The organism is Mycolicibacterium nivoides (genome assembly GCF_003855255.1).
Classification (GTDB): Bacteria; Actinomycetota; Actinomycetes; order Mycobacteriales; family Mycobacteriaceae; genus Mycobacterium; species Mycobacterium nivoides.
The window spans coordinates 883,457-897,519 of record NZ_CP034072.1 but is presented as its reverse complement, the minus strand read 5'-3'; the positions used below and the strand labels follow the sequence as shown (position 1 = coordinate 897,519).

Genomic DNA, 14,063 nt, shown 5'->3' with positions numbered 1-14,063 from the left:
CCGACTCCATGACCGATGTGGCAAATCCCGAACAGATGTTGTTCACCTCCACCGCGCAGGCCTTCCTGGAAAAGGAGGTGCCGCTGACCCGCGTGCGCCAGCTGCACGCCGAGGGTGTCTCGTTCGACCCCCAATGGTGGGGACGCGCAGCGGAATTGGGGTGGGCCAGCCTGCTGGTGCCCGAAGAGCTGGGTGGCGGCAGCCCGTCCGGGGACGGCGTCACCGACCTGGCCCTGCTCGCCGAGCAGGCCGGCCGCACGGTGGCGCCCGGTCCCTTGCACCCGGTCAGCGTCGTGCTGGCCGGCCTGGTCGAAGCACCCAGCGGGCATGAGGAATTGATCGAGGCTCTGGTGTCCGGCGAGACCGTGGCGTCCTGGGCGGCCTATGAGCCCAACCGGCCGTTCGGGGCCCTGCAGTCCGCCACCGGCATCGGCACCACCGCGACCCGCACCGCATCGGGGTACCGGATCGACGGTGTCAAGGACCGCGTCGAAGCCGGCGACCAGAGCGCCACGGTAGTGGTGGTGGCCGTGTGTGACGGCCAGATCCGGCAGTTCGCGGTGCCCACCGACGCGGCCGGGGTGACGGTCACCGATCAGAAGTCGGTCGACCTGGTCAAGCGTTACGCCCGAGTGCGATTCGACGGTGTCGAGGTGGGCGAGTCTGCCGCGGTGGGCTCCGCCGAGCAGACGCCGGCCATCATCGAACGCCAGCGTCAGGTGGCCTTGCTGCTGCAGTGCGCCGAGATCGTCGGAATCCTCGACGCCGTGCTCACTATGACCAATCAGTGGCTCTTCGACCGGCACAGCTTCGGTCGTCCGTTGGCCTCCTACCAGGCCCTCAAGCATCGCGCGGCCGACATGAAGATGTGGTTCGAGGCCGCGCGCGCCACCACGGCGGGGGCGGTGGCCGCGGTGGCCGAACGTTCCCCGGAAGCGCCGAAGCTCGTCAGCGTCGCGAAAGCCTATGTGGCCGAACGTGCTCCCGTGATGCTGCAGGACTGCGTGCAGTTGCACGGCGGCATCGGCGTGACCTGGGAGCACGACCTTCATCTGTACCTGCGCAGGGTCGCCCTGTACCGGGCCGTGTACGGCTCACCCGAAGACCACCATCGCGCGGTGTACGCGCTGAGCCGCAATACCCGCGCAGCCGAGGAGGTTGGGGCATGACCGACACCGTGAGCACCCCCGCGACCACAGAGTCCGTGGAAGAGTTCGCCCTGCGTGCCCGGACCTGGCTGGCCGAGAACATGCCGTCCATCGATCCGGAGGACCCGCCGTTCGCGGTGCGTGCCGAAGCCGAATCCTGGGAGCGCGCAAAGGAACTGCAGAAGCGCCTCTACGAAGGTGGATTCGCGGGCATCTGCTTCCCTCGCGAGTACGGCGGCCTGGGTCTGGATTACGCGTACCAGAAGGCATTCAACGACGAGTGCACGGCCTACGAGATGCCGTTGATCCTCAACACTCCCTCGTTCACCATCTGCGGCGCGACGATTCTCGACATGGGCAGCGAAAAGCAGAAGCGCGAGCGCATTTCAGCCGCGATCCGCGGCGACGAGGTGCTCTGCCAGTTGTTGTCCGAGCCCAGCGGCGGGTCGGACCTGGCCGGTGTGATCACCCGCGCAGAGCTCAAGGGCGACACGTGGATCATCAACGGCGCCAAGACCTGGAGTACCAGTGCGTTCGCCGCCGACTACGGGTTGATGCTGGCCCGCACCGATTGGACCGTGCCCAAACACGAGGGCCTGAGCATGTTCCTGGTGCCGCTGAACGCGCCGGGTATCACGATGCGCCGGATCACCGAGGTGAACGGCAACGAAGAGTTCTGCGAGGAGTTCTTCGACAACCTGGAGCTTCCCGCGGATGCCGTGGTGGGTGAGGTCAACGACGGCTGGACCGTCGCCTCGCGCCAGCTGCACCACGAACGTCGCGCCGTCGGCGGCGGTTCGGAGTTCGCCAGCGGGACCGGGGCCGAGAACGCGAACGAGATGCCGCCGGACCACATCGGGCTGGCCGAGGCCACCGGGCAGGGTGACGACGCCCGGGTCCAGGATCTGGCAGGCCGCGCCCTGGTGCGCCGCATCGTCAAGAAACAGCTCATCGATCACGTCGGCAACGCCATCGGCAACGGATCGCTGCCGCCGAACGCGGGCACCTTGATCCGGCTCTTCCACGCCGAGACCACCGAACTCGAGGTGGACACCGCGTTGGCCATCGCCGGCACGGCCGGTGTGATCGACGAAGGCACCGACGATGCCCCCGGCCTTCTCGACATCGGAGTCCGCTATCTGTCCCGCCAGACCGGATCATTGGGCGGCGGCAGCTCGGAGATGGCGCGCAATGTGATCGGCGAGCGGATCCTGGGCTTCCCGCGCGAACAAGCGGCCGACCGCGGCGTGCCGTTCAATCAGGTCAAGCGCAACAAGACCTGATCTGCACGAGCATCCCTGAGGTCTTCACATGATGGCCGTCATGCGATTAGCATGACAGCCATCATGCGAAATGCAGCGACGAAACGTGCGGACAGCAAGCAGGACTCTCAGGACCGGATCCTCGATGCCGCCGCACGCAGGCTCCGCGAAGAGGGACTGACCGGCGCGGGCATCGCCGCGGTGATGCGCGATGCCGGGCTCACCCACGGCGCCTTCTACTCCCACTTCGACACCAAGGACGAGCTGGCGGGCGCGGCCTTCGCCCACGCCATCGGCACCGGTCGCCCCCGCTGGATCAAGCCGCCGCGCGGCGAGTCCTGGCGGGCCCGGCTGACCAGCCTGGCCAAGCGCTATCTCACCCCGGCACATCGCGACGACCTGGCGACCAGCTGCGCCTTCGCCACCCTGGGCTCCGAGGCGGCCCGTGGATCCGACGAGTTCCGTGCCGCCTACGAGCGTGAGCTGCGCACGTCGCTGTCCGCGATCTGCGGCGACGACACCGATGACCAACGGCTCGATGAGGCCATCGCACTGATGGCACTCTGCGTCGGCGGCATGACCCTGTCCCGGGCAGTCGCCGACCCCGAATTCTCGGCGCGCATCCTGCACTGCGCCCGGACCGCCGCCGCCAAAGTTGCCGACGACCAACCACATCGAGGAGAACGTTATGGTCAGCGCTGAACCGTACGGAAAGCTGCAGTACAAGGAAATCGACGGCAAGCAGATGGCCTACATCGACCAGGGTGAGGGCGCGGCCGCTTCGGCAATCGTGTTCCAGCACGGCAATCCCACCTCGTCGTACCTGTGGCGCAACGTGATGCCGCATCTGGAAGGCCTCGGCAGGCTGGTGGCGTGCGATCTGATCGGCATGGGTGGTTCCGACAAGCTCGACGATTCCGGGCCGGACCGCTACCACTATGCGGAGCAGCGCGATTACCTGTTCAAGCTCTGGGACGCACTGGATCTGGGAGATCGTGTGGTGCTCGTCCTGCACGACTGGGGATCGGCCCTGGGCTTCGACTGGGCCAATCAGCATCGCGACCGCGTGGCCGGGATCGCCTACATGGAGGCCATTGCGTCGCCGATGACGTGGGCGGATTGGCCCGACCCGGTGCGGGAGGTCTTCCAGGGCTTCCGCTCCGCCAACGGCGAGTCAATGGTGCTGGAACAGAACATGTTTGTCGAAGGCGTTCTGCCGGGAGCGATCCGGCGCACACTGACCGACGAGGAGATGGACCACTACCGCGCGCCGTTCCGCGAACCGGGTGAAGACCGCCGGCCCACTCTTTCGTGGCCACGGAACATCCCGGTCGACGGCGAGCCCGCCGACGTCGTCGCGATCGTCGAGGGCTACGGCAACTGGCTCAAGACCAGCGATATCCCCAAACTCTTCGTCAACGCCGAACCCGGTGCGATCATGCGCGGGCGCATCCGTGAATTCGTCCGGACCTGGCCGAATCAGACCGAGGTGACCGTTGCCGGTTCGCACTTCATTCAGGAGGACAGCCCCGAAGAGATCGGCGCGGCCATTGCGGACTTCGTTCGCGGGCTCGCCGGCTAGTCCGTGGAGCTACCCACGGCCTCGGGAACGAGTGACTCGACTTCGCAGTCATCCCAGTCGCTTTCACCACCGGGAACATGGCCGCGGGTCAACACCGACAACGCTGTCGCGGCCAGCGCGGCGCAGATGAACATCACCGTCCCCATCGGCACCGCGCTGTGCTCACCGGCCAGACCGACCAACGGCGACGCCACGGCGCCGAGGCCGTATTGCACGAATCCGATGATCGCCGAGCCGGTTCCGGCCGCATACCGGACCTCACCGATCGCCAGAGCGGTCGCATTGGCGAAGGTGAAGCCGACGGTAGCCATGAAGCCGGCCATCAGTGCCACCGTCACCCAGGGCAACACCCCACCGACAGTCACATTCAGCAGCATCAGCAGCGTGACGATGACCATGGCCGAGACACCGCACAACAGAAGCTTGCGTGGCGAGGTGGTACGAACCAGCCGGGCCGATACCACACCCGACACGGCTACCGCGAGGGCGCAGGCACCGAAGGTGAGCGAGTACGCGCGTGGCGACATACCGATGATGTTCTGGAGCACGAACGGCGAGGCCGAGATGTAGGAGAACATCGCCGCCGCGGCGAAGCCGAGCGCCAGCGTGTAGCCCATGAACCGGCGGTTGCCGAGCACCGAAACAGCGCTTCGGGCAAAGGCGTTGATTCCGGCGGGACGGCGATTCTCGACGGGCAGCGATTCTCCCGCCAGGAAGAATGCACCGAACAGCATCAGCAGGTTCAACCCCGCGAGTGCGAAGAACACCGCGCGCCAGCCCAGGCCGGCGACGACTTGACCGCCCAGCACGGGCGCCAGGATCGGAGCCAGCACGCCGATGACCATCATCACCGAGTACAGCTGCGCCGCCTGGGAGCCGCGGGTGCGGTCGGTGATGATCGCCCGGGCGATCACGACCCCCGCGGCGCCGGCGAATCCCTGCACGAACCGCAGTGCGATCAGAACCTCGACCGACGGGCTGAACGCGCACAACACACTCGCCGTCAAGCAGGCGACGACGCCGATCAGAAGCGGACTCCGCCGCCCCAGCCGATCCGAGAGTTGGCCGATGAACAACTGCCCAACCGCCAGGCCCACCAAAAACGTGGTGAGGGTCAGCTGAACCATCGACGCCGACGTCCCGAACTCATCGGCCATGCCGGGAAACGCCGACATGTACATGTCGACCGAGAACGGTGTCACGGCGGTGAGCAGGGCCAGCACGATGATCAGTGCCACTGAAGGCGGTGTGGTGGCCGGAGTTGCCGAACGAAAGGCCATGAGCCCCTTACTTCACATTTGAGCGTTACATTTGAGCGTTAAGATTACTTATATCAATATACTTATTGACCCATAAGTATTGAAGGGTGATATGGACGACACTTCGCCTCCCGCCGACGGCAGCCGACTCCGCGAACTCGCACTCGTGCTGCACGACCTGTCTTGGCGCATCGCGCGGTTGGGGCCGGCCCAGGTCGGAGTGGATCCACTTCCGGCATCCGAACTCGCAGTGCTGCGCTCGATCATGGAGCAACCGGACCGCAGCGTGTCCGAGGTCGCCGACTCCCTGTCGATGCAGACCAGCAACGTGAGCACCGCGATCCGTGCATTGACCGAACGAGGACTGGTCGGCAAACGGGTCGCCGACAACGACCGGCGCGTTTACCTGCTCTCCCCCACGCCCCGGGCCCTTCGTGAGCGCGACCAGATCGAGAACGCGATTGCGGCGACGGTGTCGGCAGCACTCGACGCCATCCCGAAAAGTCAGCTCAGCGCGCTACAGAAAGCCGCACCCGCCTTGGAGGCGCTGACTCACCAGGTCGGGCCCCACTCGTGGTGACCGTTGGCGAATGCCCGCTCAGAACAGCGTCGGCTGCTCGGGTGACGCGGCAGTCGTAGGCGAACCGGCTCCGACGACCCGCGGAGCGCCCGTCAACCCATGCCTGGCGACCAATGGCCGCACCCGAGACCGGAGCATGTCGCGGTAGTCCGCGGGCAGGTATGCCCCGCGCCGATACAACCGCTGATAGTCGGGAACCAGCTCCGGATGCGCGCGCTGCAGCCAGGACATGAACCAGCCTCGCGTCGCCCCCCGCAGATGTAGGCCGAACACGGTCACTCCATCGGCACCCGCCGCTGCGATCCGGCTCAGTAGGCCGTCGAGCTGTTCAGCCGAATCGGTCAGGTACGGCAATACGGGTGCGACCATCACATGACACCGCAGCCCGGCGTCGCGAATGGCAGCGATCAAGCCGAGCCGGGCCTCAGGTGACGGGGTTCCGGGTTCCACGTCGCGGTGCAGTTCCTGGTCGCCGACCGCCAGTGACACCGCAATGCTGACGTCGACGTGACGCGACGCCTCGGCGATCAGCGGCAGGTCACGGCGAAGCAGTGTGCCCTTGGTGAGAATCGAGAACGGCGTTCCTGAATTCGTCAGCGCCGCAATGATTCCCGGCATCAGCGCATAGCGGCCTTCGGCCCGCTGATACGGATCGGTGTTGGTGCCCAGTGCGACCGTTTCGCACGTCCACGACCTCCGGCTCAGCTCACGCGCCAGCACCTCGGCGACGTTGGTCTTCACCACCACCTGAGTATCGAAGTCCGTTCCGGAATCGAAGTCGAGGTACTCGTGAGTGGGACGCGCGAAGCAGTACCGGCAGGCATGGCTGCAGCCGCGATAGCCGTTGACCGTGTACCGGAATGGCAACATCGACGCCGCGGGCACCTTGTTCAATGCCGACTTGCACAGCACCTCGTGAAATGTGATGCCATCGAACTGCGGCGTGCGCACGCTGCGGACGAAGCCCAACCGCTGCAAACCGGGCAGCGCGCCGTCATCGACGCCGACTCGCTGACCTTCCCATCGCACAACACAATCGAACAATTGTTCGATACGAATGTCAAGGTAATTCCACCCGTGTCGACATCATGCGAGCCGGGACCGCGACGCCTCGCCCGTCGACTCTCGCACGACCAGGACCGGTTCGGTCCGCCGTTGCACCTCGAGGCCTCCCGCGAGCACCTCGGCGAACAACTGCAGGGCGTCACGGCCCATGTCGAACGCATGCGATTCGATCGAGGTCAACGGGACGTGCATCTCGTCCGTCAGAGCAATATTGTTGAACCCGATCAGCGACACGTCCTCACCGACCCGCAAGCCGTGATTGCGAATCGAGCCGGCGGCACCGATGGCGGCGAAGTCGTTCACCGCGAACAGCGCGGTCGGCGGTGATGCCGCATCGAGTAGGCGGTCCGCGGCGACGTGACCACCGTGGCTGTCCAGACCCGTGAACACAATGTTCCCCTCGGGCACTTCGATGCCCGCCTCCCGGAAACGGTCGACAAAGCCCGCAGGCCGGTCGATCCCGGTGCTCGCGTGCGCCAGGCCGGCGATGACACCGACCCGGCGGTGCCCCAACTCGAGGAGGTGCTCGGCCGCAAGCCTCCCGCCGAGGTAGTTGTCACAGGTTGCAGCGGGATAGCCTGCGACACAACGGTTCACCAACACGAACGGCACCTCGCGACGGGTCAGCTCCTCGAGCACCGTGTGGTCGTCCGCCCGGGCGTCGCCGAGGATCAACCCGTCCACCCGGCGGTCCAGCATCATCTCGATCCGATTGCGTTGCCTGGCCGGCTCATCCTGGGTATTGGCCACGAATGCCGTCAAACCCCGCTCTGCCGCGGCGGATTCGATGCCCTCGTACACCGTCGCCAGCACCACGTCGGTGAGCCGTGGCACCAGTACGCCGACCAGGTTGGTGCGCTTGGTACGCAAGCTCGCCGCATGCGGATTCGGCCGGTAGTCCACTTCGGCCGCGCGCAGGCGAATGCGCTCGGCGGTAGCTCCCGACGCCGCGCGCTCCCCCGCACGCATCCCGTTGAGCACCCGCGCGACGGTCGATACGTGCAGGCCCAGGTCGTCGGCGATCGACTGCAGCGTCGCCCGATTCGACTTCCCCACTTCAGTTCCCTCTTTGCTGGACCGTCACCCCTTGACAGTGACGCACGACTCGGAGCAGTATAGCCCGAACGTTCGGCCCGAACGTTCGGGCAAATGGGTCGAGCGTGTCGAGTGGCCCCCGCATCGACTCCTCCAACATGGGACAAGGACGATTAATGCCTGATCAGACCACCTCATCCACCAATCACCGACACAGCCCAGCGCGCGTAGCCGTCGTGCAGTTCAATCCCCAGGTCGGGGTGGAGAACCTGAAGTCCAACTCCGAAGCGGTGTATGAACGCCTCAACAAGGCGGTAACGGAGGGCGCCAACCTCATCGTGCTGCCCGAGTTGGCGACCACCGGCTACACCTTCGAATCCCGCGAAGAGGCCTATGCCCATGCGGAGCCCGTACCGTCCGGCGCGACGGTGGCCGGCTGGGTCGAATTCGCCGCTACCCACGACGTGTACATCGTCGGATGCCTGCCCGAACTCGACGGCGCCGAACTCTTCGACACCGCCGTCCTGGTCGGACCGGACGGCTACATCGGCAAGTACCGCAAGACCCACCTGTGGAACGAGGAGAAGCTGTTCTTCTCCCCTGGCAACCTCGGATTCCCGGTGTTTCCCACCAAGATCGGCCGGATCGGCCTGCTCGTCTGCTGGGATATCTGGTTTCCTGAGACCGCACGGATCGTCGCGCAACAAGGTGCCGACATCATCTGCATCCCGACGGGCTGGGTATGGACGCCGCCGCCCCTTTACGACGCGAGCGGCACCTGCATGGCGGCCTACCTGACCATGACGGCCGCGCACGTGAACAACGTCTTCATCGCGACCGCCGACCGGATCGGCACCGAACGCACCTCGGGCTTCATGGGCAACTCCCTCATCGCCGGGACCAACGGCTGGCCGATCGACCGGATCGCCGGACCGGACGAGGACACCATCCTCTACGCCGATATCGACATAACCGCCTCGCGCGGGGCGCCGATCTGGAATCAGTTCAATGATCTTCACCGCGACCGGCGCACCGATCTATACGACCAGCTTCTCGGCTACCGCGGCGGCCCGGCCCTGCCCCGGTAGGAGCCGCGACATGACCACCGCACCCCAGACGCGATACCAACGCGTCACCCTCGAGATGTGGCCGCTTGTCGCCGCCATATGCCTGCTCGCAGCTCTGCTGTGGAGCGGCAGCCTGCGGACCGTCAGCCCGATACTCAACGTGATCGCTTCTGCAGCAAGCGAACCCAACTTCTACAGCAGCGCGCTGGCTGGCGTTGGTGTGCTCGCCGGTGGAGCCTTCGCCCACTGGCGGCAGATGCGACGGCAGTCCTGGCGAGGGTTCGCCCAGGCCTGCGGATCGGGCCTGTGGGTCCCGATGCTGGCCAGCGCCCTGCTCGGTGTGGCGGTCGGTAATCTCGCCTGGGGCTGGACCTTGGCGAGCGGCGCGTGGCAGCCGCTGTTCGCCCCGTTCGTGTCGGTATCGCCGACCGTCGTATTGATGTTCGGCGCCGACGTCAAGACGGTACTGACCGGCGGCATGCTCGGCGGTGTCGTCACACCACCGCTGTCGGTGTTCGGCGCGAGCGTCGTCTGCCCGGAGCTCGGTGTGCCGCCGGTGGTCGGGGTCACCGGCGGCATGGCGGTCGCGGCGGTGGTCGCGTTCACCGTCTGCCGGCGGCTACCCTGGCTGCCCGAACTTGTGCGCCGCGATGCCGAGCCAACGCCGGCGGTTGCGGAGAAGTACGGTGCCACTTGGGTTTTACGTCGCAGCCTGGCCGATTTCTCCGAGGCACAGTTCTTCGGCAGCGAGTGGGCCAGCCTTGGATTGATCGCGGGCGCGGTAGTCGCCTACCTGCTGAATCCGGCTACACCGGCGTACGGGTCGGGCCTGCTCCCGCAGATCCTCGCCGCGCAGGCGATTACCGCGATCGTCGGCGTGGTGCTGTGGCGGCGACGCTGGGCCCGCAGCCCGTTCTACCCGACCTTCGTACCGATCGTGTCGGTCGCCCCTGCTTGTGTTCTCACCTATGGCGGCACGCCGGCCTCAGTGCTGGCGGGTGCGCTTCTGGGGGCGGCCGTTGGTCCGCCAGTCGCCGCGGCGATCTCGGCACGACTACCCGCCCACTTCCACCCGTTCATCGGGAACGTGACGGCCATGGCGGTGGTCACCTCGCTGATCGTCCCTCCCCTACAACTCCTACCAGGATTCTGAAATGACCGAGATAGCCGACACCGCGGTGTCGAGTGGGTACTTCCGTGATCGCGACATCCCTGCCCTGACAGCCGATCTGCAGGCCGGGCGCACGACGAGTACCGAGCTCGTCGAACACAGTCTCGCGGCGATCGCGCGGCTCAACCCGATCCTCAACGCCTTCACCTCCGTCGACGCCGCAGGAGCGCTGGCCGCTGCCCACGATGCCGACCGCGAGCGCGCTGACGGGTACGACCGCGGACCGCTACACGGCATCCCCGTGTCCGTTAAGGATCTCGTCGACGTCGCCGGACAGGTCACCACGTCGGGATCGGTGGTGCGCCCGCATCGCGCCGCCGCAGACGCCGAATGTGTCCGTCGGCTGCGGGCCGCGGGAGCGGTGATCGTCGGCAAGAATGTTCTGCACGAGTTCGCGTACGGCGCCACCGGCGATCGGTCAGCGCACGGCGCATCCCGAAATCCTTGGAACCCCGACAGGATCAGCGGTGGATCGAGTGGTGGCAGCGCCGTCGCCACCGCTGCAGGCATGGTGCCGCTCTCGGTCGGGACCGACACTGCGGGCTCGGTACGGGTACCCGCCGCGTTGTGCGGCGTGGTCGGGTTCAAGCCCGCATTCGGAGCAATCCCCGATCACGGCGTCCAACCTCTCGCCGCATCGCTGGATCACGTCGGCGTCTTCGCGTCGACGGCAGCCGGAGCTGCGGCCGCCTACGCCGTCATGGCCGGACAACCGGTGCGCGCCGACGACGCCGAAACCCAGGTCGGGTGGCTCGATCCCGCGTGTATCGGGCCGTGCGATCCTGTGATCGTCGACACCGTGCGCTACGCGCTGGAATGCGCCGGCATCTCCGTCGACGCCAGTGTCCGGCTCCCGTTCGCCGCTGGTGAGTTGTTCTCGGCGCTGAGCGTGCTGCAGTCCAGCCAGGCCTACGTCGAACACCGCGAAGATTTGGCCGACCACGCCCACATCATCGACCCCGAAGTGGTCGAGCGGCTGACGAGCGGTCGCGACACCGCGGCCTGGCAATACGTCGACGCCGACCGTCAACGCGAAGCGTTGCGCGCGGCGGTCACCGACCTCTTCACCGGGTTCGACGTGCTCGCAATGCCCACCGTCCCCACCGTGGCCACCGCGATCGACCAGCGCGCCCACGAAATCGACGGCCGCCCAGTCGAAGTGCGATCCGCCCTGCTGTCACTGACCTGTCCGTGGAATCTCACCGGCCACCCGGCCCTGAGCGTGCCCGCGGGGATCGTCTCAGGGCTGCCGGTCGGCCTGCAGCTGATCACCACCCCCGGCAACGAACACCGGCTTTTCGAGCTGGCCTCAAGGATCGGACGGCCATGACGATCGACTACACCCCGCTCCTGCCCATCGGACCGGATACGACCGTTTATCGCAAGCTCGACACCGACACCATCGGAACCTTCTCGGCGGCGGGCCGAGCCTTCCTCGACGTCGCTCCCGACATCCTCGAGCAGTTGGCCTTCGAGGCCTACCGCGACGTCTCACACCTGTTGCGTACCAGCCATCTTCGCCAGATAGCGGCGATACTGGACGATCCCGAATCGTCGGCGAACGATCGCTACGTCGCCACCGAATTGCTGCGCAACGCCAACGTGGCCGCGGGCGGCATCCTGCCCATGTGTCAGGACACCGGAACGGCGATCGTGCACGCCTGGCGCGGGCAACAGGTGCTCACCGACAGGCGCGACGCCGAACATCTTTCGCACGGGATCGCGCGTGCCTACACCACACTGAACCTGCGCTACTCCCAGCTGGCACCGTTGTCGATGTTCGACGAGCGCAACACCGGGACCAATCTCCCGGCTCAGATCGAGATCCTGGCCGAGGGCGACGACAGCTACCGGTTCCTGTTCATCGCAAAAGGGTGTGGCAGCGCCAACAAGAGTTTCCTGTTTCAGCAGACTCCCGCACTGCTCGATCCGGCCAACCTGCTCGACTTTGTCGTCACCAAGGCCGCCGAGATCGGCACCTCGGCGTGCCCGCCCTACCACCTGGCGGTCGTCATCGGCGGCAGCAGCGCCGAATTCGCCCTCAAGACCGCCAAACTCGCCTCAGCCCACCATCTCGACTCACTTCCCTCATCGGGTTCGTCTGCCGGCAACGGGTTTCGAGATCACGACTTTGAACGGCAGATCCTCACCGCCACACAGCGTCTGGGCATCGGGGCGCAGTTCGGCGGCAAGCACTTCTGCCACGACGTGCGCGTGGTACGGCTGCCCCGCCACGGCGGCTCGCTGCCCATCGCGCTGGCGGTGTCGTGCGCCGCGGACCGCCACGTCCTCGGCAAGGTCACGCGCGACGGCGTCTTTCTCGAACAACTCGACACCGACCCGGCGCGGTTCCTGCCCGACGCGACAGAAGTTCTCGACCACGACGTCGTGCGGATCGATCTCGACGAATCGCCGGCCCAGATCCGAGCCCAGCTGTCGGCCCATCCGGTCGGTACCCGGGTGTCCTTGACGGGAACAATGGTCGTCGCACGCGATCTCGCACACGCCAAGATCCGCGAACGGCTCGATGCCGGCGAACCACTGCCGGACTATTTGCGCCGCTATCCCGTGTACTACGCGGGGCCGGCCAAGACACCCTCCGGCTATGCCTCCGGATCGTTCGGGCCGACCACCGCCGGGCGCATGGATTCCTACGTCGAGCGTTTCCAAGCTGCAGGCGGGTCACTCGTGATGCTCGCCAAGGGCAACCGCTCGGATGCCGTGCGGCGGTCCTGCCAGGCGCACGGCGGGTTCTACCTGGGATCGATCGGTGGACCCGCGGCTCGCCTCGCCCATGACTGCATCACCTCGATCGAGACCCTCGAATACGGCGAGTTGGGCATGGAAGCGGTGCTGAAGATCCGCGCCGAGGACTTCCCTGCGTTCATCGTGATCGACGACAAGGGCAACGACTTCTACCACCGCGACAACCGCACCCTACTCACGATCGGAGCCGCGCCACAATGACTTTCACTCATCTGGATATTCATCGCATCACCCTGGACCACGGAGGTACCAGGCTCACGGCCGAAGTCCGGCCCGGGCGGGGTACACCGATTCTCGTCGTACCCGGCGTCATGGCCGATGCGGCGACCTGGAGGCCGGTCGTCGATGGCATCGACCTCCCGAATCCGGTGGTGACCCTCAATCGTCGCGGCCGTGCGGGCAGCGACGCTCTCGGCAGCCACTACTCGGCCTCCGTCGAGATCGATGATCTCCGCCACGCCATCGGAGCGTTCGGCGAGGTTCACCTCGTCGGGTGGAGCTACGGTGCCCTCATCGCCCTGGAGACTGCACTCTGCGGCGTTCAGATCCGGTCACTGACCGCCTACGAACCGGTCGCAGCACCGTTCGCGCCGGACGCGGTCGAACCGATCCGAGCCGCGGTGGCCGCGGGCGACCTTGACCGCGCGGTCGAGCTGGTCAACACCGACGTATCCGGCTTCTCCGCGGATCACGTGGCCGAGCTGCGCCGCAGCCCGGCGTGGTCGATCCTGCGACTGCTCGCCGAACCACTTGCAGAGGAACTCGGCGCCATCAATGCCTACCAACCGTCGATGGACAGCTACCGGGACCTTCAGACTCCGGTGACCCTGATACTCGGCGCCGTCAATGAAGGCCTGGAACCCTACGGAACGGCTTTCGCCGCGTTCGCCACGGCTCTACCGGGTGCCCGGGTGATCCGACTGCCGGGTCAAGGCCACCTGGCCCACGTCGATGCGCCCGCCGAACTCGCGCACGCCATCGCGGGTGCTATTCGCATGGCCGGATAACGACTGGGTGCGCCGATGCCGCGGTTTCGGGTACGGCATCGGCGCGCGCCGTGGGCGCTTGCCCAGTCAATCGCGCATCGAATCGGAAGCCGAACCGCCCGACGCGCTCTTGAATATCGAA

13 protein-coding genes are annotated in these 14,063 nt (G+C 66.4%); 10 read left to right on the top strand and 3 right to left on the bottom strand.

All coding sequences use genetic code 11. The annotated features are described in order from the left end of the window. Positions 1–8 precede the first annotated feature (8 nt). The 4 genes from EH231_RS04430 (at position 9) to EH231_RS04415 (ending at position 3,992) form a co-directional block, all read left to right on the top strand. Positions 9–1,169 carry an acyl-CoA dehydrogenase family protein gene (locus tag EH231_RS04430; RefSeq protein ID WP_124711963.1) on the top strand — a complete coding sequence of 387 codons (1,161 nt, stop codon included), beginning with the start codon at positions 9–11 and terminating at the stop codon, positions 1,167–1,169. Beyond that, a complete protein-coding gene (locus tag EH231_RS04425; protein WP_124711962.1) occupies positions 1,166–2,431 on the top strand; it encodes an acyl-CoA dehydrogenase family protein in 1,266 nt (421 codons plus the stop codon). The genes EH231_RS04430 and EH231_RS04425 overlap by 4 nt, the downstream gene beginning before the upstream one ends. 63 nt (positions 2,432–2,494) lie before the next feature. Next, positions 2,495–3,112 carry a TetR/AcrR family transcriptional regulator gene (locus EH231_RS04420; RefSeq protein ID WP_164480768.1) on the top strand — a complete coding sequence of 206 codons (618 nt, stop codon included), beginning with the start codon at positions 2,495–2,497 and terminating at the stop codon, positions 3,110–3,112. Beyond that, positions 3,099–3,992: a haloalkane dehalogenase gene (locus tag EH231_RS04415; protein WP_124711960.1), complete on the top strand. Its 894-nt coding sequence runs from the start codon at positions 3,099–3,101 to the stop codon at positions 3,990–3,992. Before EH231_RS04420 ends, EH231_RS04415 begins: the two co-directional genes overlap by 14 nt. Here the strand turns inward: EH231_RS04415 and EH231_RS04410 are convergent. After that, on the bottom strand, positions 3,989–5,272 hold the full coding sequence (locus tag EH231_RS04410) for a multidrug effflux MFS transporter (protein WP_124711959.1): 1,284 nt from the start codon (positions 5,270–5,272) through the stop codon (positions 3,989–3,991). The genes EH231_RS04415 and EH231_RS04410 overlap by 4 nt on opposite strands. 91 nt (positions 5,273–5,363) lie before the next feature. Here EH231_RS04410 and EH231_RS04405 point away from each other — a divergent pair, with 91 nt between their 5' ends. Further along, positions 5,364–5,831 carry a MarR family winged helix-turn-helix transcriptional regulator gene (locus tag EH231_RS04405; protein ID WP_090425464.1) on the top strand — a complete coding sequence of 156 codons (468 nt, stop codon included), beginning with the start codon at positions 5,364–5,366 and terminating at the stop codon, positions 5,829–5,831. A gap of 18 nt (positions 5,832–5,849) precedes the next feature. Here the strand turns inward: EH231_RS04405 and EH231_RS04400 are convergent, their stop codons facing one another. Beyond that, positions 5,850–6,860 (bottom strand): Rv2578c family radical SAM protein, encoded by a 1,011-nt coding sequence (locus EH231_RS04400; RefSeq protein WP_164480767.1) that lies wholly within the window; start codon positions 6,858–6,860, stop codon positions 5,850–5,852. A 57-nt stretch (positions 6,861–6,917) separates the two neighbouring features. Continuing rightward, positions 6,918–7,952, bottom strand: a complete 1,035-nt coding sequence (locus tag EH231_RS04395) for a LacI family DNA-binding transcriptional regulator (RefSeq protein ID WP_090425462.1) — start codon at positions 7,950–7,952, stop codon at positions 6,918–6,920. Between the two features lie 155 nt (positions 7,953–8,107). Here EH231_RS04395 and EH231_RS04390 point away from each other — a divergent pair, with 155 nt between their 5' ends. Genes EH231_RS04390 through EH231_RS04370 form a run of 5 tightly spaced genes read left to right on the top strand, consistent with a single transcriptional unit; the run spans position 8,108 to position 13,942 of the window. Then, the gene (locus EH231_RS04390) at positions 8,108–9,019 is read left to right on the top strand and encodes a nitrilase family protein (RefSeq protein WP_124711957.1); all 912 of its coding nucleotides are present in this window, start codon (positions 8,108–8,110) and stop codon (positions 9,017–9,019) included. Between the two features lie 10 nt (positions 9,020–9,029). Beyond that, a complete protein-coding gene (locus EH231_RS04385) occupies positions 9,030–10,151 on the top strand; it encodes a hypothetical protein (protein ID WP_124711956.1) in 1,122 nt (373 codons plus the stop codon). 1 nt (position 10,152) lies between these two features. Beyond that, positions 10,153–11,499, top strand: a complete 1,347-nt coding sequence (locus EH231_RS04380; protein WP_124711955.1) for an amidase — start codon at positions 10,153–10,155, stop codon at positions 11,497–11,499. Further along, positions 11,496–13,136, top strand: coding sequence for a FumA C-terminus/TtdB family hydratase beta subunit (locus EH231_RS04375; protein WP_124711954.1), 1,641 nt, complete (start codon positions 11,496–11,498; stop codon positions 13,134–13,136). Before EH231_RS04380 ends, EH231_RS04375 begins: the two co-directional genes overlap by 4 nt. Then, positions 13,133–13,942 (top strand): alpha/beta fold hydrolase, encoded by an 810-nt coding sequence (locus tag EH231_RS04370; RefSeq protein ID WP_124711953.1) that lies wholly within the window; start codon positions 13,133–13,135, stop codon positions 13,940–13,942. The genes EH231_RS04375 and EH231_RS04370 overlap by 4 nt, the downstream gene beginning before the upstream one ends. The last annotated feature ends 121 nt before the right edge of the window (positions 13,943–14,063 follow it).